This is a genomic window from Halorubrum salsamenti (genome assembly GCF_007671685.1).
Lineage (GTDB): Archaea > Halobacteriota > Halobacteria > Halobacteriales > Haloferacaceae > Halorubrum > Halorubrum salsamenti.
Genome location: NZ_VCNL01000001.1, coordinates 909190 through 927059, shown reverse-complemented (window position 1 = coordinate 927059; position 17870 = coordinate 909190). Strand labels below are relative to the sequence as shown.

Here is a 17870-nt window from a genome sequence, read left to right as displayed (position 1 = left end):
GGTGAAGACTTCCAAAGCCCCAGCCGGCGAGGCGGGCGCACGCTCGCTGCGCGCTTCGGTCGCTCGTGCTGCTCGCTCCCTGCAGTGCTTACGTCACCTGCGCCCGCCTCGCCGGCTGCCCCTTTGAATCCCACCCGTACAGCACCGCAACCGCACCTCACGCCTCCCCAGCCTCGCGGTTCGCGCTCTCCGAGCGCTCACCGCGTCCCTCGCACGCGCTGACTCGCGGCCGCCGGGGGCGGCCGCTCGCAGGCGCGCGCCAACCGCAACCCTCGTTTATAAGCGATCGATGCCGTGGCTCAGGTCTATTTAAATAACTAAATCGATACCACCGAACTGCAATACCCACTCCCGCTATCACTCGGCGCTGTTGCCGTACTGACCACGGCGAGTCGACGGATTCCGCCGGAAATGCGGTAGATCCGTTGTCAACGATCGGAGGGCACTCATCCGAGTGCGGCCACGTCGACTTCGACGGCCCGCTCGTTACCGATGTCGAGTTCGACGCGGTCGACCACCGACTCCCGAACCGTCTCTCGCCACGACTCGACGGCCTCGGTGTGTCGCTTCCGGCGGGTCTCCACGTCGGCGTCCGGGTGATCGGTCATCGTCTCGTCGACCTCCGGGTACGGGGGCACGTCCGAGACGAGGTCGCGGGGGTCGACGTGTATCGGGGCGGGGTCGTCGGAGCTTCTCTCCTCACCCGCGTCCGGCTCTCCGACCGTCCCCGCTCCGAGGCTGTGCAGTCGGGCGCGCATCCGCCCCGAGAAGGGCGGCGTCACGCGGAGCACGACCTCGCGGTCGCTCCGAAGGGCCGCTTCCAGCGCGGTCGCCACGTCGCCCCGGTGGACCGCGATCGACCGGATCCGGTCGGGAGCGCCGGACGGTGGCGGGTCACCGTCAGTCATCGCTCGCCGACCACTCCGCGTCCGAGAGGGTGCGCTGGACGGCCTCCTCGCCGACCGCGCCGGCGAGGTGTTCGAACCCGGCGCGGACGCCGCGGTCTTTCGCGTTCGCGACGAGACGCGAGACGATGAACTCCGGCGTCGACTTCCCGACCGTCCCGAAGCGCGGCTGGTAGTCGACGCGCAGCTCCAACTCGTTCGTGAGCCCTTCCGCGAAGATCCCGTCGATCCGGGCGGCGTCGGGAAGCGGGCTCAGGTCCTCTGCGAGGTGCGTGACGTACACCCCGAGCGCGCCCCGATCCACGGTGAGCGTCACGAGCCCGTTCAGCAGGTCAGCCGCCCGCCCCGGCTCCGTGATCGCCTCGAACTCGTCGACGAGCATCAGAGTCCGGCCGTCTTCGACCAGCGGCGGGACCACCGACTTCAGCGTCGACTCCAGCACGCCGGCGTTGAAGGAGGCGTGCCGCCGGTGGAACACGATCCGGTCGAACGCGCCGACTTCCGCCTCCTCTGCCGGCACCGGGAGCCCCATCGACGCCAAAAGCGCCACCGCACACACCGTCTCCAACAGGGTGGTCTTCCCGCCCGAGTTCGCGCCCGTGAGGACGCTCACGCGGTCGCCGGTCGGTGGCGCCTCGGCGTTTGCGACGCCGAGATCCCCCGTCAGCGAGTGGGTTCCGATCGCGTACGACACCGGCTGGACCTCGCCGTCGATGAAGAGGTTGCGGGCGTTGCGCACGGCCACGCCGTCGTCGACGAAGGTCGGGCGAGTCAGGTCGAACGCGACCGCGAACCGCGCGAGCGACAGCAGGAACGCGGCGTCGGAGACGGCCGAGACCGAGCCGGCGACGGTGCCGGCGCCGCCTTCTTCGTCGCCTTCGCCGTCGCCACCGTCTCCCCCGTCCTCCGCTCCGCTCCCGCCTCGCATCCCGCCGATCCGCTCCCGGATGTCGGCGGCGACGGTCTCCTCGCGCTCCGCGACCGCCTCCTCTAGCTCCGCCACCAGATCGCGGAGCGTGGCGGAGACGAAGTCGGCGGCGTCGAGCGCGTCGTCCGGCGCGACCGATCGCACGGTCGCCGGGTCGACGCCGGTCTCGCTCGCGACGTGGTCGATCGTCGCGGCCTCCAGCGCCTCGAAGTCGCGCAGGGAGCCGTCTCGGACGGCGTCGAGTACGTCGAACGCGGAGTTGGCCAGCTCCTCGGCGGCGTCGAGCTGGTCGCGCCGCCGGTCCAACTCGTCGTCCGCGCCGCGCGCGATCTCGATCTCGCCGTCGCCGCCGGCGCCCGTCGGATCGATCGCGCCTCGCACGTCGGCGAGGGCGTCGGCGGCGTCGCGCAGGCTCTCCCCGTCCAGCGTCCCGATGTCCTCGAAGGGGGCCTCCGTGAGGCCGACCTCGCGCAGCGCGACGGCGGTCTCGACGGCCGCCAGGTCCGAGCCGTCGGCGTCGTCGTAGTCGTCGAACGCCTCGGTCACACGCTCGCGCTCGCCGTCGTCGAGCGACGCCCACGCGTCGCGGGCGGCGACCACGTCGTCGAGACGAGATTCGACCGCGTCTCGGTCGGTGAGCGGCGTCAGCACTCGGATCCGGTCGGCGGCGTGGGCGGTCAGCGCGTGGCTCGCCGCCAGCGCGAGGAGGTCGTCGTACACCGAGCGCGTGTCGCCGGTCGCGAGGACGTCCATGCCGGCCTCGCCGTTGGCCCGGCGGAGGATCCGGGTGGCTCGCCCGCGGTGGAGCCCGGCGTCGACGAGCGCCCGCACGTCGGCCGCTTCGATCGCCTCGACCGCCCGTTCGGTCCCGAGCGACTCCGCGAGCCGCTCGCTCGTCTTCGGGCCGATCCCCCAGTAGTCCTCCAGTCGCATACGCGGTACTGTCCCCCCGGCGTCTTGGCGTTTTCGTCGAGGCGCATCGCTCGGACCGACGCTCTCTCAGCTCACCGCGACTGCCGGTAGATCAGGTTCCGCTGGATGTCGTTGGCTCCCTCGTAGATCACCGGGATGCGCACGTCGCGGTAGACCCGGGCGATCCGGCGGTCGGTGAGGATCGAGCGCCCGCCGTGGAGCTTCATCCCCTTCTCGGCGCAGTCGGTCGCGACCTCGGTCGATTTGGTCTTCGCCAAGGCGGCCCAGTAGCCGGCGTCCTCGTTGTCCGCGACCTTCTCGCAGGCGCGCCAGTTGAGCGCCCGCGCCGACTCGAAGCCGATCCGCATGTCCGAGAGGGTGTGTTGAACCGCCTGGAACTCGTTGACGGTGCGCCCGAAGGCGTTGCGCCCGTGGACGAACTCCTCCGCCTCCTCGATGGCGGCGGCGGCGAGCCCGAGCCCGTGGCCGCCGACGACGACGCGGCCGTGGTTGAAGAAGTCGGCGAGCACGTAGAAGCCGCCGCCCTCGCTGCCGACGACGTTCTCCTCGGGGACGAAGCAGTCCTCGAAGACGATGTGGCCCTGCTTGGAGGCGCGCATCCCCATCTTCTCCGGGATGTGCTCCGCTTCGTACCCGTCGGAATCGGTCTCGACGATGAACAGCGTGTAGTTGGAGTAGCGGTCCTCACCGTCGCCCGTCTTGGCGTAGACGGTGAGCCAGTCGGCCTCGACCGCGTTGCCGACCCAGTACTTCTCTCCGGTGAGTTCGTACCCCCCCTCGACCTTCTCGGCCTTCGTCGTCATCCCCGCGAGGTCGGAGCCGGTCTCCGGTTCGGAGACGGCCAGCCCCGAAATCTGGTCGTTCCCCGCCACCGGGCGGAGGTACTCCTCCTTCTGTTCGTCGGTGCCGTACTGCTCGACCATCTCGCAGCCGAAGCTCGCGAGCTGGAGGGTGAGCGCGATGCCGGCGTCGGCGCGGTAGAACTCCTCTGCGATCGCGAGCACCTGCGCGAGGTCGTACCCCTTCCCGCCGTACTCCTCGCCGATGTCCTGCGCGACGAGCCCGGCGTCCATCCCCGCCTCGAGTATCTCCCAGGGGTACTCGCCCGACTCGTAGTACGCCTCGGCGTTCGGTGCGATGTACTCGTCGGCGAACTCACGGGCTTCGGCCTTCACGTCGCGTGCGTGCTCCGGAACGACGCTATCGTCGAGCAGATCCATGTCTTAACTGCGAACTCGGTGGCCAAAACGTCCGTGGAACAACGGAGAACGTCGGGACCGTTTATTCGCTGTCGGTGTCGTTCATTGTGTCGTCGCCGTCGTCGTTCGTTGTGTCGTCGCCGTCGTCGTTCGTTGCGTCGTCGCCGTCGTCGCGCTTCGGCGTTCCATCGGCGTCGCGCTTGGCCGCCGTCTCGTCGCTTTCGGCATCCCCCTCACCGCCGGCGTCACTCTCACCGCCGTCGTCGGTGATTTCGCTGTCGGTGGATTCCCCGGCTGCTTTTTCGTCTCGGCCGTTCGACGGTGATCCCGCTGTCGACGGCTCATCCGAATCGATCGCTTCGGTCGCTTCGGTCGCTTCGGTTGACTCATCCGGTTCGGTCGGTTCATCTGACTCGTCCGGTTCGGTCGGTTCGGCCGGCTCGAACCCGGCCGTCTCCAGATCGGCGTCGCTCCGGGGGTCGTGTCCGCGCTCGCGGAGGATCTGACGCACCGCTTCCCGGTCGACGGTCCCCGACAGCGTGCGGGGGAGATCGTCGGCGTACGCGACCGACTTCGGGATCTTGAATCCTGCGAGCCGATCTCGGGCGAACGAGACGAGCCGCTCCTCGTCCACGAGCGGGGGCACATCGCTCTCGGTCGGTCCGTCGTCGTCTCCATCTCCGCCGTCTGCCGCATCGCCGCTCGCCGCTCCGTCGTGTGCACCGCTATCGGCTGCACCGGCCTCGTCCCCACCCCCGGCGTCGCTCTCGTCTCCGACCGTCGCGTCGTCTCGAAACCGGTCGCCGACTGCCAGCAGCGCGGAGACGCGCTCGCCCCACACGTCGTCATCGATCCCGACCACGGCGGCGTCATCGATCGCGGGGAACTCCCGGAGCACGTCGACCACTTCGCCGGGTTCGACGTTCTCGCCGCCGGTGATGATCCGGTCGTCGAGCCGGTTGAGCACGTAGAGGGACCCCTCGTCGTCGAAGCGACCCACGTCGCCGGTGTGGAGACCGTGCGGGCCGAACGATGACCGGTCGAGCGCGCTATCGGGGCCCTCCGATGTGCCGTCAATGTATCCCGGAGTCACCGTCGGGCCGTCAATGACGATCTCGCCGGCCTCCCCGGGTTCGACCGGTGTCCCGTCCTCGTCGACGACCGTCACGTCGGTACCGAACAGGGGTCGGCCGACGGTGCCGAGTCGGTCCCTCGTCTGTCGGGGCGTCGCGGTCGTGATCTGGGAGGCCGACTCGGTCATCCCGTAAGTCGGATACACCGGGACCGAGTAGTCGCGACAGCGCTCGATCAGTTCGTCCGGGGCCGGCGCCCCGCCGAGCAACACCACGCGGAGCGTGTCCGAGAGGGTTCCCCGCCTGTCGAGCATCCGCTGGAGCATCGTCGGGACCAGCGAGATGCCGGTCACGTCGTAGGTGTCGATGTCGTCGGCGGTGCCGCCCGGGTCGAACCCCTCGCGGAGAACCAGGGTCGTCCCGTACAGCACGGAGCGGTACACCGGGGCGAGCCCGCCCATGTGGTGGAGCGATAGCGACACGAGCCACCGGTCCCCGTGCTCGACGCCGAGCCGGAACGCGGAGGCGACCGCCGAGCTGTAGATGTTGCCCGCGGTGAGCGGCACCGGTTTGGGATCGCCCGTCGTCCCCGAGGTGAACAGGATACAGAGGACGTCCGAGTCCATCCACTCCGGCGGATCGACCGGCTCCGGATCGACGCCGTGTACCGCCGTGACATCCTCTGCTCCAGGATCGTCGACGGAGAGCACCGGAACGTCGGCGGCGACATCGCATTCGTCGACGGCGCCCAGCGCGGCTCCCTCCGTCGGCTCCGCGCACACAACTGCATCGAGATCGGCTCGCCCGACGCGCTCGGCGAGCTCCCGCTCGGTGAGTTCCTGCCCCAGCGGGACCAACGTCGCCCCGATCCGCATCGCGGCGTGGACGAGCCCCACCGTGCCGACGTACGGCGGCGTGAGCACGCCCAGCCTGTCGTCCGCCTCGATGCCGTGAGCGACGAGCCGGCCGGCGGTCTCGGAGACGAGCCGGTCGAGGTCGGTGTAGGTCCACGCCTCTCCGTCCTCGGCCCGGATCAGCGCGGTGTGGTCCGGCGAGGAGACGACGCGGTGTGAGAGCCAGTCGCGCATCGTCGTCACCGGATCTGCGGGCGTCGTCTACTCATCGGCGGGCTGACGCACCGTCAGTACCGGCACGTCGGAGGTTCGGACGACCCGCTCCGTGACGCTGCCGAGCAGGTAGCGGTCGAGCCCCTTCCGGCCGTGGGTTCCCATCACGATCACGTCGATGCCGTTCTCGTCGGCGTAGTCGCGGATCGACTGGTACGCGGTGCCCGTGGCGATCGTCGTCTCGCAGTCGACGCCCGCCTCCGTGGCGGCGTCGGCGACGCGGTTCGTGGCCTCTTTCCCCTCGGATTCGAGCGCTTCGACGACGATATCGGCGCCCGCTTCGAGCGTCGAGTACGCCGCGCCGTCGACGACGTAGAGGGCGTGAAGGCGGGCGTCGTAGTGTCGGGCGAGATCGATCGCGTGCTCGATCGCGGCGTCCGACGCCGGACTACCGTCGGTCGGCACGAGAATCTGGGAGTACATCTCGTCGCAGGCTACGGCCGGTATCGATTAAAAACCCGATCACGGCGGGGCGTCAGACGCGCCGCTCTTCCGATGGGGGCTCCGATCGCGGTCCTAGCGGAAACCCATCGCTTCGATCTGCTCTTGATACCGGTTTCGGATGGTGACCTCGGTGACCTGCGCGACGTCGGCGACCTCGCGCTGGGTCTTCTTCTCGTTACACAGGAGCGACGCGGCGTAGATGGCGGCGGCGGCGAACCCCGTGGGCGACTTCCCGGAGAGGAGTCCCTGCTCGGCGGAGACGTCGATGATCTCCGTCGCCTTCGACTGGACCTCCTCGCTGAGCTCCAGCGAGGACGCGAACCGCGGAACGAACTGCTTCGGGTCGACGGGCTTCAGCTCCAATCCGAGCTCTTGGGAGATGTAGCGATACGTGCGCCCGATCTCCTTTTGCGGGACGCGCGACACGTCGGCGACCTCGTCGAGCGATCGGGGAATCCCCTCCTGCCGGCAGGCGGCGTAGAGGGCGGCGGTGGAGACGCCCTCGATCGAGCGCCCGCGGATCAGGTCCTCGTTGAGCGCGCGGCGATAGATGACCGAGGCGACCTCGCGTACCGATCGGGGGACGCCCAGCGCGCTCGCCATGCGGTCGATCTCCGAGAGCGCGAACTGGAGGTTGCGCTCGCCCGCGTCCTTCGTCCGGATCCGCTCCTGCCACTTGCGCAGCCGGTGCATCTGCGACCGCTTCTCCGAGGAGAGCGACCGCCCGTACGCGTCCTTGTCCTTCCAGTCGATCGTCGTCGTCAGCCCCTTGTCGTGCATCGTCTCGGTGATGGGGGCGCCGACGCGCGACTTCGACTGCCGCTCCGAGTGGTTGAACGCGCGCCACTCCGGCCCGCGGTCGATGTTCCGTTCGTCCAGCACCAGGCCGCAGTCCTCGCAGACGAGCTCTTGGTCGGCGTCGGTGACAATTTCGGTCGAATCGCATTCTGGACAGGAAACCGCTTCCTCGTCCGACTCTTGCTCAGTCTCCCGCTCCTGTTGGCGCTGGCGGCTCGGACGTTCCATTATAAGGTTTCTGGTTACTCCCGCATTTAAACCTTTGTCCGAGCTCACGGATCGGTCCCGTCGCCTCGATCCGCAGTACTGCGATCAAAACGGCCGTTCGGGCCCTGTACGGCGAGTTCGAGTTTCAATCTCCTTCCGCCACACCGCGGAATTCGGTCCGGCGTGGCGTCAGAATAAACACGAAACGTGACTGGTGGTGTATTACTACTAAACATTTGACAAACCTTTTGTATTACTAATGCATATAGGGATGTATGAGCACGACGCAGTCCGACGGGATCGAAGCGACGCTCCGCGGCTGTCGCCCGGCCGAAATTGACCCCATCGTCGTCGACGCCGCCGACCTCGAAAGCACTGCCCCCGAACACCTCCGCGACCTCAAGGCCGAGTTCTCCGCCCGCGGCTACCAGCCCGCGACCCTCTCCGTCGCGGCCCGGTTCGACGGCGGCGACACCCTCGCCACCCAGCGCGAGGCCGACCGGCTCCGCGAGTTCGTCCGCGCCGCGTCGTTCCTCGGCGCCGGCCGGATAGAGATCCGGCTCGACGAGGTGGCCGACCGGGACGCGGCCGAGCCGGCGCTGTCGGCGCTCGCCGAGCGCGCGCGCCGCGAGGGCGTCGAACTCGTCCGCGTCGACGACGGATCGGCCGCCGCCTGACGGATGGCGTCGAAGCGTTCGCTCGCGACCAAGCTCGGCGTCGTCGCCGGCTTCGAAGCCCCCAGCGCCGCCCTCGAACAGTACCCGACACCCCCCGATCTGGCGGCGCACGTCGTCCACCTCGCGGATCTCCACGGCGACATCGACGGCCGGACCGTCCTCGATCTCGGCACCGGGACGGGGATGCTCGCGCTGGCGGCCGCCCTCCGGGGTCCCGCGCGTGTGTTCGGGATCGAAATCGACCGTCGCGCGCTCTCGACGGCGACCGAGAACGAGCGACGGGTCGCCGCGAGCGCGCCCGTCCACTGGCTCCAGGGCGACGCGACGCGGCTCCCGCTCGACGTACCCGACCCGGTGACCGTCGTGATGAACCCGCCGTTCGGCGCGCAGGACGGGAACCGGAACGCCGATCGCGGGTTCCTCGCGGCCGCGAGCCGCGTCGCGGCGGTCTCCTACTCGGTCCACAACGCCGGCAGCCGCGAGTTCGTCGAGGCGTTCGCGGCCGACAACGGCGGCGAGGTCACCCACGCGTTCGCCGCCGACTTCGCGATCGAGGCGCAGTTCGACCACCACACCGACGCCGCCCGCGAGATCGACACCGAAGTGTACCGGATCGAGTGGGCCTGACGACGCGCGTTCGGGGTCGCCGGCGCGGTTTTCGCTCGTTGAATTCATTTAAATACTGGGCTGGTGACCCACCTCGGCCCGATTTTGGTCAGTACAGAGGACTCACGAATCACTCGGTGTAGGTTGTATGGTACCCAGTGTCGGGGATTCTTGGTAATCTTTGAACAAGACACTTACCAATTCCTGAGTTTCTTCAGTTAGTGACTTCCCATACCCGCCGTGCGGTACTGGCGACTCTCACCAGTGTAGGCCTTGCTGGCTGTATAACCTCTGATGACTCGGAACCACCAAGTGAAGACGAACTACCGGATCAGTGCCCCACATCTCTTGACCTTGATGTTCCGTGGCCACGAGATATATATATACGCTCTGTGAGAGGATTCGTTACACGATACGAGGCCGTGGGTGAGTTTGTTACAGCTTACGAAGAAGCATATCAGGTTGAAAAATATGCTCAATTACGATTCAAATCTGGTGATTTCAGTACGCGGTTGAATCAAGATCCAGAGAAGGTTGCCGATGGATTTCACGTAACGGTCAGTTATAGTGGATCAGTATACACTGAAATGACCCTGGATTTAGAGGCATCCAAAGTTGATTCTGATGGCATCCCAAAAGATACATCCAGAATAGATATAGATGAGATTGAAGACCAGAAACTCCAAGAAGTATTAAAATCAGCCGCAGATACGGGCTATGAAGAATATATTACCTCTTCTACGGATCACTACAGACAATTGATTGAAAACCTTCCACCAGATGCTTCACCCAATGACTCTCGGACAGGAGCATATTTTGATGTCAATGGGACACCTGTCCTGCTCGTTATATATCCACACGGTGGTTCTGTCGCTGACTACCCCTGGACACCTGTCCAATATTATGTCACAGAGTACGTTATTCGGCGAACCTCCGGGGAAAACGAATCACCTCGGGATGGAACAGTGGTTGAATGTCGTCTCCCAGAGTAAATGTGAATGACGAGTTGATCTCCACTTGGATCAGTCAATACGCACCCTTCATCGACCGGCTGTTTCAGTCGATAACCTGTCTGAAAAAGTGGGTTTCCACAGCACCCCGTCACCTCACTGGCGCCCCTCGTACGTCTCTCGCTCCGCGATCCGCACCCGCGTCTCCCCGCGCTCCGCGAACACCGCGTCGCTCTCTCGGACGAGCGTGACTCCTCGCAGCGTCACCGACTCGTTCGTCGCCGGAAGCGGGGCCGTTTCGTTCCCTCCGTCGCTTTCGACCCGCAGTTCGAACCCCCCGTCGACGGCGGCCACGGTGACGTTCCGACCGTCTATCCGGGGCTCCGCCCGCGCCGGATCGCTCGTGAACAGCGTCGAGCGCGTCTCGTCGCGCACCGCGTCGACCCGATAGGTCGGCCCGCCGTTCGCCGCCACCCAGCCGACGCGCTGGACCCAGACGGTCTCGCGCCACCCGGTTCCGCCCACGTCGATCGCGCGGTACCCCCAGAAGGCGAGGTTCCCCTTCGAGACCGCCGTGGTCCAGATCTCCCGGTCGGCGTTCGCCACGATCACCCCGGAGGTGTTGACGCTCGTCGACAGGCCGAACGCCTCCACGTCGACGACGCTCACCACCCGGTTCTCCACGTTCTCGGCGTACGTCACCTGATACCCCTCGACCTCGATCGGGTCGCCCGGGAGGTCGTCGTCGTCGACGGCGACGAGGTTCGGGGCGATCCCCGGCCCGGCCACGACCGCCAGCGCCGAAACGAGTAACAGGAGACCGACGGCAGCGGGCGTCACGGACCGGACGCCCTCTCTGACCGTCTCCGGCTCCGGAACGGCGGAGTCTGGACGGATCGGATCGTCGCGGCCGGCGACCGCGAGCGCGACGATCGCCGCGAGGACCGCTAGCAGGCCGAGCCCGATCGCGCGGTACATCTCGTACTGCTCGTTCCCGAGGTACCAGTAGACGGCCCAGAGCCGTCGAGACGCACCGAACAGCAGGACCGCGCCGAACGCGACGAGCGCGGTCGTCCGCGACTGCGGGTCGATCCGCCCGGTCCCCGTGCTCTCCGCGCCGCCCGCTCTCTCCGCACCGCCCGCGTTCTCTGCGCCGCCCGCGCTCTCCGCGCTCCGCCGCCGCCGTCGGACGAGCCACACCGCGGCGAGGGTCCCGGCGATCAGCCCGATCGCGTGCCCCTGTATCGCGATGTTCGCCCAGTTCGGCGCGCCGTACGACCCGCTCGCCTCCGAGACGACGACCGGGTTCCGGAGCGCCCGGTAGGTCACGTTCACCAGCGTTGCCCCCGTGAGCGCGGCGATCGTTCTGATCGGGTAGAAGACGAGCGCGAATCCCCACAGCGCGAACACTACCCCTGAGAAGCCGATCACCGGCCCGAGTGCGAACAGCGACGACAGGACGCCGAACGACAGCATTGCCCCCGGAACGACGACGAACGCCCGGACGTAGGGGTTCGCGGCGAGCGATCTGCGGCCGCGCGATTCGACCGCGAGCGACTCTCGGATCGACGCGCGGGAGGGGAACGAGATGGCTGCGACCGCGCCGGAAAGCGACTCGATCGATGGCGGCGAGCCGACCGACGGCAGCACCGATCGCACCGTTCCGGTCCCGCCGTCGGCGTCGCGGCCGCCGGGGAAGTGCCCGTAGGCGTACTCGGCCAGCGCGCCGGCGACGAGCGTCGACAGGAGGTTCCCGGTGATGTGGCCCCGCCCCGAGTGCGCGAGCCCCGACCAGAGCATTCCCTCGGGGTAGAAGTACGACCACGACCGGAACGGGATCACGACGGGACGGGCCGGGTTTTCCAGCCCGCTCTGCACGAACAGGTACACCGCGACGACCGCGGCGATCGCGACGAGCGTCCCCCACGGGACGCCGAGAAGGAACCGGGAGCGAAGCGTCCGCGTCCACGCTCCTCTCGGTCGGTCAGCCGTATAAACGACCGTGAGCGCGACGGCGACGAGGACGCCGCCGGCGACGAGGTGGGCGGCGTCGGACGAAAGCGCCTCCGCGACCATGTGGGTGAGGGAGCGGCCGAGCGCTTAAGAGTTCGCGGGTCACTTTCGATCGCAGTCGCGTCAGCCGCGAGCGGGTCCGCCGCTTCGGCCCACTACCGGCTCAGATTTTGTTCTCCGCGTCGTCGGCGAGCTCCTCCATCCGCTTGCCGACGCGGCCGGCGGGAGAGAACTCGTCTTCGCTCATCGCGTTCGCGAGGGCGTTACCGAGCACGAACACGGCGTGTTTGTGTTCGCTCTTCGATTTGTGGACGTGGGAGGGATCGACGTCGAGCTCGTCGTACGGATCGAAAAGCGAACCGTCCACGGTCTCGTGGTTGCGGAAGTGCTCCATGATCGTCACCATCTGCTCGTGGAGTTCGAGAAGCTCGTCTTTGTGCATGCCTGTTGATACGGGTCGTATACCCTTTAAGCGTTGTTGAGGGGTATACGCACGGTTCTGTAGCGTTTCGACTCACGTCCACCCAAACGACGCGGGAACGAATCGGAAACGACTCGGGGACGACGCGGGGACGATGTGGAAACGATCCGGGGCGAAACGCGGGGCGAAGCGGACCGGAAAACGGCGGGGCGAAGCGGACCGGAAAACGGCGGGGCGAACCGGTGTCGGACGGGGAGATCGAAGCCAGGCGAAGCGGAAGCGTCCCCTCAGAAGACGTACTCGTCTTCGTGGCCCATCATGCCCTCGTCCTCGAACCCGCTGGAGTCTTCGTCGTCTCGCGGACCGCTCGTCTTGAACGCCTTTATGCCCGTCGACAGGAGCTCTTCGACCGCCTCCTCGCGGTTGAGGAACTCCCCCTGCTCGACCATCTGAGCGATCTGCATCTCTAAGTGCTCCGGCACGGTTATCTCTACTTGTGGCATTTCCTGCCCGGGAGTAATGGGAATGGGTATATAAATATGGCGTCGATGATACGGTTATTAGAAACCCATTTCGGCAGTTATTAGAATCTTAATTCTATATTTTGAAAATCTCTTTTCATATTCCCCATATCGTGATGTATATCCAATATGTCTTCGAAGCGCTCCTCCGGCTGCGTTCGTCGCCCGCCGTCGCGAGAGCGACATCCATAGGTGACGCCGGGACGTACGGGGGATCATGACCGAAGCCGGCGCATCCGACGCCGACGCCCGCGCAGACGCGGACGCCGCCGATGCCGACGCCGCTGACCCCGCCGCGATCGAGGACCTCACGGACCTCTACCGCGAGTACGGTGAGGACCGACTCCCGCCGGGACAGCGCGAAACCGACCGCTTCCCGGTGCTCTCGAAAAGCGGGACGCCCGCGTGGGACCCGGAGACGTTCGAGTTCGAAGTCTGGGGGGCGGTCGAGAACTCGCTCGCGTATTCGCTGTCCGAGTTTCGCGACCTCCCGTCGGTGACCCAGCGGCAGGACTTCCACTGCGTGACCGGTTGGAGCAAGTTCGACTGCGCGTTCACCGGGGTCGAGTTCGGAGCGATCGTCGACCTCGCTGGCGTGCGCGACGACGCCGACCACGTCCTGTTCCACGCGCTCGACGGCTACACGACGAACCTCTCGCTGGAGGAGTGCGCCCGCGAGGGCGTTCTGTTCGCGTACGGGTTCGACGGCGGCGACCTCCCCGCCGACCACGGCGGTCCGATCCGGGTCGTCACGCCACACAAGTACGCGTATAAGGGGGCCAAGTGGGTCTCCGGCGTCGAGTTCCTCACGGAGAAGGAACTCGGCTACTGGGAGAAGCGCGGCTACAGCGACACCGCGAACCCGTGGAACGAGGAGCGGTACAGCTGAACTCCCTCGGGGTCCGGCGACGACGTCCTTGGCGTCCCGACGGCCTGTCGGTCCCCACGATAGTCAGGATAAAGGTTCCCCGGACCTGACCCGACATCAATGGAACGGGTGCGTTCGTCCCCGGCGTCGACCCTCGTTAGCCGCACGACCGGGATCGATGCACCCGCGTTCGCGGCCGCGTTCGACGCCCTCCCGGCGCCCCGAACGGCGTGGAACGCCCCGGACGACGCGCTCGTGCTCGCCAGCGGCGCGGCCGCGACCCTGACCGCGAGCGGCCCGGACCGGTTCGCCGAGATCCGGGCCGGCGCCGACGACCTGTTCGACTCCGGCGACGTTCACGCCGGGACCGAGGCCGCCCGTCCCCGGCTGTTCGGCGGGTTCGCCTTCCACGAGGGCGGCTGCGACGGCGACCCGTGGGGGCCGTTCCCCGAGGCGCGGTTCGTCCTCCCGCGCGTGCAGGTCACGTTCGCGGACAACGGCGCGTGGCTCACGGTGAACGCGGTCGGCGACGACGCCCGCCCCGACGCGGTCGAGGAGCGACTCGCGGAGGAGTGCGATCGGATCGCGGGGCTCGCGGGACCCTCGGCAGAGGACCGACCGCCGCGGCCCGGGATCGCCGCGACCCGCCGGACGACCAGCCGCGAGGCGTGGCGCGAGAGCGTCGAGGCCGCGGTCGATCGGATCCGCGGGGGCGATCTGCAGAAGGTGGTGCTCGCGCAGGCGCTGGAGGCGGACCTCGCCGCGGAAGTCCCGCGGGCGGCGACGCTGGACCGGCTCGCGGAGAAGTATCCGGACTGCCACCGCTACTACTTCGAGCCGGACGCCAGCGGAAGCGCCTTCTTCGGCGCGACGCCGGAGCGGCTGGTCGCGCTGCGCGGCCGCACCGTCGAGACCGACGCGCTCGCGGGGACGACCGGTCGCGGGGAGACGCCGGCCGAGGACGAGTGGCTCGCGCAGGAGCTTCTCGACGACGCCAAGAACGTCCACGAACACGAGCTCGTCGCTCATACCGTCCGCGAGCAGCTGGACCCGTTCGCGGCCTCCGTCTCGGCGGGCGAGCGCCGCGTCCGGCGGCTCGCCACGGTCCAACACCTCCACACCCCGATCACGGCCGAGCTGAACGCGGACCGCCACGTCCTCGACCTCGTCGAGGCGCTCCATCCCACCCCCGCGGTCGGCGGTCTCCCGCCGGACCGCGCGCTCGAAACGATCCACGACACGGAGCCGTTCGACCGCGGCTGGTACGCCGCGCCGGTCGGGTGGATCGACGCCGCCGGCAACGGCGCGTTCGCGGTCGCGATCCGGTCCGCGGTGACGACGCCCCGCCGCGCCACACTCTTCGCCGGCGTCGGGCTCGTCGCCGACTCCGACCCCGACCGCGAGTGGGACGAGGTCCAGCTCAAGTACCGGCCGATCCTCGACGAGCTGGAAGGAGCGGACTGAAGGGGCGCTCCCGGAGGGGGCGCCGAACACCGCCGCCCCTCACTGGAACATCTTCAGCGGCTCCGCCTGCGAGCTCTCCTCGGTCGCCTCCTGCATCCGCTTCGCGAACGCCTGCTTCGCGTTTCGGATCTCTTCCGCCTGATCGACGAGCCCCTCGGTGGGCGTCTCCGTCCCGGCGATCGGATCGATGCCGTCGCGGATGAGGATCCGCGCCGCCTCCGGGTCGGGGAACTGCGGGTCGGACTCGACGATGAGCCCGACGGCGTCGCGGCCGTGCTCTAGCGACTCCGCGAGCATCGCGCCGGTCGGGCCGGAGACGAGCCCCGACTCCGGCGGGTCTTCGACCTCCGCGCGCGAGAGCGCGTCGCCGCCGTTCCCGGTCGCGACGCCGTACAGGTCGGGCGGCGCCTCGTCCTTCTCGCGGCCGAGCCCGGAGAGGAAGATCGGGAACGTCACGGTCTCTGCGAACCAGCTCTCCAGACAGCCGGCGACCTCGGTCGCGGCGCCGGGGCTCACCGGTACGTCGCTGCGGAGGGCGACGAGGTCGAGCTCCTCGTCGGCGTACAGCCGCACGGGCGTCGTCAGCGCCCGGTCGTCCTCGCGGTAGACGGCCACCCGCGGGAGCCCGTCGCAGTGGACGTTCGCGTAGTGGACCATCTCGTGGGTCTCGATCATGTGGTCGGTCGCGATCTTGCCGACGAGGCCGACCCCGGGAAACCCCTCGACCAGCGACGGCTCGTCCAGCGACACCTCGTCGTCGAGTACGGATATGCGTGCCATGCGCTCGCGTACACCGGGCAGCGACCTAAAGGTGGGGCGCGAGGAGGCGATCGCGCGTGGCGCCGGCTCGCCCCCGTCCCGAAACCGACTAACCGCCCGGCGCGCAAGAGGCGCCATGAATCCGTTAGAGCGGTACGAGCCGCTCGTCGACGACGTCGCGGCGTTCCGCGCGGCCTGCGACCGGCCGCTGCCGTCGGTCGTCCGCGTGAACGAGATGGCGGCCTCGCCGGCCCGCGTCCGCGAGGCCTTCGACGACGAGGGCGTGGCCTACGACCCCGTCGACTGGCACGACGGTCTCTTTCGACTCCCGGACGGCAACCCCGGCGGGAACTGGCCGTACGTCCACGGCTGGACCCACGGGCAGGAGGAGGTCTCCGTCTTGCCCGGTCTCGCGCTCGACCCGCAGCCCGGAGAGCGCGTCTGGGACGCCTGCGCGGCGCCCGGGAGCAAGACCACCCAGATCGCGGACGCGATGGACGACGAGGGGACGGTCGTCGCCAACGACAACAACCTCGGGCGGCTCTCCGCGCTCCGGCACAACGCCGAGCGCCTCGGGATCACGAACGCGATCGTCACGAACCAGGACGCGCGCAACTTCTCGACGAAGCCGCTCGCGTTCGACGAGTTCGACCGGGCCCTCGTCGACGCCCCCTGCTCCTGTGAGGGCACCTGCCGCAAGAACCCGGACGTGGTCGACCAGTGGACCCTCGATCACGTCCACGCGGTCGCCGGGATCCAGAAGGGGATCCTGGCGCGCGCGGTGCAGGCGACTCGCCCCGGCGGCACCGTCGTCTACTCCACCTGCACGTTCGCGCCCGAGGAGAACGAGGCGGTGCTCGACCACGTCTTGGAGGCGGAGGACTGCGAGATCGTCGAGTTCGACCTCCCGCTCGACACGGTCCCCGGCGTGACCGAGTGGGAGGGGGAGACGTACGACGAGTCGGTGAGGCGCGCGCACCGCGTCTACCCGCACCACAACGACACGGGCGGGTTCTTCTGTGCGAAGCTTCGTGTCGGCGGCGACGAGACCGCGGCCGACGACGAGGAGGTGGGCGCATGAGCGACGATGCGAACGCCGACGGCGCTCCCACCAACGACGGCCAGCAGTTCGACCGCCTCCCCGAAACCCCCGCCGACCGCGAGGTCGAGGGGCGAGCGAGCCGCGAGGAGGTAATCGACTGGTGGGAGGAGCGGTTCGGGATCGAGCCGAGCGTCTTCGAGGGGTACAGCTTCTGGGAGAAGGGCGCGGGGAAGGTCTGGATCTTCAACGGCGAGGCGACGGACCCCAGCGAAGTGGAGGCGATCGGGATGACTTTCCTCCGGACGCGACAGGAACACTGGAAGCCGACGACCCGGGCGGCCACCCGGTTCGGCGATCTCGCGACGAAGAACGTCATCGAACTCGATCCCGAGCGCGCTGTGACCTTTATGGCCGGCGACGACCAGGACCTCCCCGAGTGGAACGGCGACTGGGGGTACCTGATCGCGACCCACGAGATAGCCGGCGAGCAGGAGCCGATCGGCGTCGGACTGTACCTCTACGACGAATTGCGGTCGGTGGTGCCGAAGGGGAGCCGCGCGGACCTGCCGATCGTGGAGTGACGGACCGCGGCGATGAATCGTTTTGTTATTTATAAATGGTTAATTCCCGCTCGGCCATACGCGGGTGGCTACTGATCGACGGTGACCACCTCCAAAGCCCCAGCCGCGAGGCGGGCACACGCTCGTTGCGCTCCTCAGTCGTTCGCTCCGCTCACTCCCTGCGGTGCTTACGTCGCCTGTGCCCGCCTCGCGGCTGCCCCTTTGAGTCTCACCCGACCGCGACCGCACAGCACCTCACACCTCCCCAGCCTCGTCAGTCGCCTCCGCTTCGCTCCGGCGACTGACTCCCTCGCGCGTGCCCCTCGCGCCCGCTGGGCGCTCGGCGGCACGCGCCACCGTACTGGTTTAAATACG

17 protein-coding genes are annotated in these 17870 nt (G+C 68.0%); 7 read left to right on the top strand and 10 right to left on the bottom strand.

The genetic code is table 11. The features are described from left to right. Window positions 1-446: 446 nt before the first annotated feature. The 6 genes from FGL94_RS04520 to FGL94_RS04495 form a co-directional block, all read right to left on the bottom strand. Complete coding sequence (locus tag FGL94_RS04520) at window positions 447-908, bottom strand: hypothetical protein (protein WP_144921341.1); 462 nt, start codon at window positions 906-908, stop codon at window positions 447-449. Beyond that, complete coding sequence (locus FGL94_RS04515; protein ID WP_144921339.1) at window positions 901-2766, bottom strand: MutS-related protein; 1866 nt, start codon at window positions 2764-2766, stop codon at window positions 901-903. Before FGL94_RS04515 ends, FGL94_RS04520 begins: the two co-directional genes overlap by 8 nt. Window positions 2767-2837: 71 nt before the next feature. After that, on the bottom strand, window positions 2838-3986 hold the full coding sequence (locus FGL94_RS04510) for an acyl-CoA dehydrogenase family protein (protein WP_144921337.1): 1149 nt from the start codon (window positions 3984-3986) through the stop codon (window positions 2838-2840). A 61-nt stretch (window positions 3987-4047) separates the two neighbouring features. Next, window positions 4048-6126, bottom strand: a complete 2079-nt coding sequence (locus FGL94_RS04505; RefSeq protein ID WP_144921446.1) for a class I adenylate-forming enzyme family protein — start codon at window positions 6124-6126, stop codon at window positions 4048-4050. Between the two features lie 27 nt (window positions 6127-6153). Next, window positions 6154-6588 carry a universal stress protein gene (locus tag FGL94_RS04500; RefSeq protein ID WP_144921334.1) on the bottom strand — a complete coding sequence of 145 codons (435 nt, stop codon included), beginning with the start codon at window positions 6586-6588 and terminating at the stop codon, window positions 6154-6156. A 93-nt stretch (window positions 6589-6681) separates the two neighbouring features. Continuing rightward, window positions 6682-7635, bottom strand: coding sequence for a transcription initiation factor IIB (locus FGL94_RS04495; RefSeq protein WP_144921332.1), 954 nt, complete (start codon window positions 7633-7635; stop codon window positions 6682-6684). Window positions 7636-7889: 254 nt separating this feature from the next. On the opposite strand from FGL94_RS04495, the gene FGL94_RS04490 reads away from it, so the two are divergent. The 3 genes from FGL94_RS04490 (at window position 7890) to FGL94_RS04480 (ending at window position 9889) form a co-directional block, all read left to right on the top strand. After that, the gene (locus FGL94_RS04490) at window positions 7890-8291 is read left to right on the top strand and encodes a hypothetical protein (protein ID WP_144921331.1); all 402 of its coding nucleotides are present in this window, start codon (window positions 7890-7892) and stop codon (window positions 8289-8291) included. Window positions 8292-8294: 3 nt separating this feature from the next. Then, entirely contained in the window at window positions 8295-8918 is a 624-nt protein-coding gene (locus FGL94_RS04485) for an METTL5 family protein (RefSeq protein ID WP_144921329.1), read from the top strand. Between the two features lie 200 nt (window positions 8919-9118). Continuing rightward, on the top strand, window positions 9119-9889 hold the full coding sequence (locus FGL94_RS04480) for a hypothetical protein (protein WP_144921327.1): 771 nt from the start codon (window positions 9119-9121) through the stop codon (window positions 9887-9889). Window positions 9890-10003: 114 nt separating this feature from the next. Here FGL94_RS04480 and FGL94_RS04475 read toward each other — a convergent pair whose 3' ends face one another. The 3 genes from FGL94_RS04475 to FGL94_RS04465 form a co-directional block, all read right to left on the bottom strand. Continuing rightward, complete coding sequence (locus FGL94_RS04475; protein WP_144921325.1) at window positions 10004-11923, bottom strand: rhomboid family protein; 1920 nt, start codon at window positions 11921-11923, stop codon at window positions 10004-10006. Between the two features lie 100 nt (window positions 11924-12023). Then, window positions 12024-12302, bottom strand: coding sequence for a UPF0058 family protein (locus tag FGL94_RS04470; RefSeq protein ID WP_004045952.1), 279 nt, complete (start codon window positions 12300-12302; stop codon window positions 12024-12026). A 266-nt stretch (window positions 12303-12568) separates the two neighbouring features. Then, on the bottom strand, window positions 12569-12784 hold the full coding sequence (locus FGL94_RS04465) for a DUF7120 family protein (RefSeq protein ID WP_004045951.1): 216 nt from the start codon (window positions 12782-12784) through the stop codon (window positions 12569-12571). Window positions 12785-13019: 235 nt separating this feature from the next. Here FGL94_RS04465 and FGL94_RS04460 point away from each other — a divergent pair, with 235 nt between their 5' ends. Continuing rightward, window positions 13020-13691 carry a sulfite oxidase-like oxidoreductase gene (locus tag FGL94_RS04460; RefSeq protein ID WP_241659124.1) on the top strand — a complete coding sequence of 224 codons (672 nt, stop codon included), beginning with the start codon at window positions 13020-13022 and terminating at the stop codon, window positions 13689-13691. Between the two features lie 99 nt (window positions 13692-13790). Next, window positions 13791-15134: an isochorismate synthase gene (locus FGL94_RS04455; RefSeq protein ID WP_144921324.1), complete on the top strand. Its 1344-nt coding sequence runs from the start codon at window positions 13791-13793 to the stop codon at window positions 15132-15134. A 39-nt stretch (window positions 15135-15173) separates the two neighbouring features. Here FGL94_RS04455 and FGL94_RS04450 read toward each other — a convergent pair whose 3' ends face one another. After that, window positions 15174-15914 (bottom strand): proteasome assembly chaperone family protein, encoded by a 741-nt coding sequence (locus FGL94_RS04450; protein WP_144921322.1) that lies wholly within the window; start codon window positions 15912-15914, stop codon window positions 15174-15176. Window positions 15915-16029: 115 nt separating this feature from the next. On the opposite strand from FGL94_RS04450, the gene FGL94_RS04445 reads away from it, so the two are divergent. After that, entirely contained in the window at window positions 16030-16974 is a 945-nt protein-coding gene (locus FGL94_RS04445) for an RsmB/NOP family class I SAM-dependent RNA methyltransferase (protein ID WP_144921319.1), read from the top strand. Then, window positions 16971-17516: a DUF7122 family protein gene (locus FGL94_RS04440; protein ID WP_144921317.1), complete on the top strand. Its 546-nt coding sequence runs from the start codon at window positions 16971-16973 to the stop codon at window positions 17514-17516. The genes FGL94_RS04445 and FGL94_RS04440 overlap by 4 nt, the downstream gene beginning before the upstream one ends. Window positions 17517-17870: the final 354 nt, after the last annotated feature.

Excerpts from the sequence above, each read along its gene's own strand:
- FGL94_RS04520 (WP_144921341.1), bottom strand. The coding sequence starts at position 908 with ATGACTGACGGTGACCCGCCACCGTCCGGCGCTCCCGACCGGATCCGG.
- FGL94_RS04515 (WP_144921339.1), bottom strand. The coding sequence starts at position 2,766 with ATGCGACTGGAGGACTACTGGGGGATCGGCCCGAAGACGAGCGAGCGG.
- FGL94_RS04510 (WP_144921337.1), bottom strand. The coding sequence starts at position 3,986 with ATGGATCTGCTCGACGATAGCGTCGTTCCGGAGCACGCACGCGACGTG.
- FGL94_RS04505 (WP_144921446.1), bottom strand. The coding sequence starts at position 6,126 with ATGCGCGACTGGCTCTCACACCGCGTCGTCTCCTCGCCGGACCACACC.
- FGL94_RS04500 (WP_144921334.1), bottom strand. The coding sequence starts at position 6,588 with ATGTACTCCCAGATTCTCGTGCCGACCGACGGTAGTCCGGCGTCGGAC.
- FGL94_RS04495 (WP_144921332.1), bottom strand. The coding sequence starts at position 7,635 with ATGGAACGTCCGAGCCGCCAGCGCCAACAGGAGCGGGAGACTGAGCAA.
- FGL94_RS04490 (WP_144921331.1), top strand. The coding sequence starts at position 7,890 with ATGAGCACGACGCAGTCCGACGGGATCGAAGCGACGCTCCGCGGCTGT.
- FGL94_RS04485 (WP_144921329.1), top strand. The coding sequence starts at position 8,295 with ATGGCGTCGAAGCGTTCGCTCGCGACCAAGCTCGGCGTCGTCGCCGGC.
- FGL94_RS04475 (WP_144921325.1), bottom strand. The coding sequence starts at position 11,923 with ATGGTCGCGGAGGCGCTTTCGTCCGACGCCGCCCACCTCGTCGCCGGC.
- FGL94_RS04470 (WP_004045952.1), bottom strand. The coding sequence starts at position 12,302 with ATGCACAAAGACGAGCTTCTCGAACTCCACGAGCAGATGGTGACGATC.
- FGL94_RS04465 (WP_004045951.1), bottom strand. The coding sequence starts at position 12,784 with ATGCCACAAGTAGAGATAACCGTGCCGGAGCACTTAGAGATGCAGATC.
- FGL94_RS04460 (WP_241659124.1), top strand. The coding sequence starts at position 13,020 with ATGACCGAAGCCGGCGCATCCGACGCCGACGCCCGCGCAGACGCGGAC.
- FGL94_RS04455 (WP_144921324.1), top strand. The coding sequence starts at position 13,791 with ATGGAACGGGTGCGTTCGTCCCCGGCGTCGACCCTCGTTAGCCGCACG.
- FGL94_RS04450 (WP_144921322.1), bottom strand. The coding sequence starts at position 15,914 with ATGGCACGCATATCCGTACTCGACGACGAGGTGTCGCTGGACGAGCCG.
- FGL94_RS04445 (WP_144921319.1), top strand. The coding sequence starts at position 16,030 with ATGAATCCGTTAGAGCGGTACGAGCCGCTCGTCGACGACGTCGCGGCG.
- FGL94_RS04440 (WP_144921317.1), top strand. The coding sequence starts at position 16,971 with ATGAGCGACGATGCGAACGCCGACGGCGCTCCCACCAACGACGGCCAG.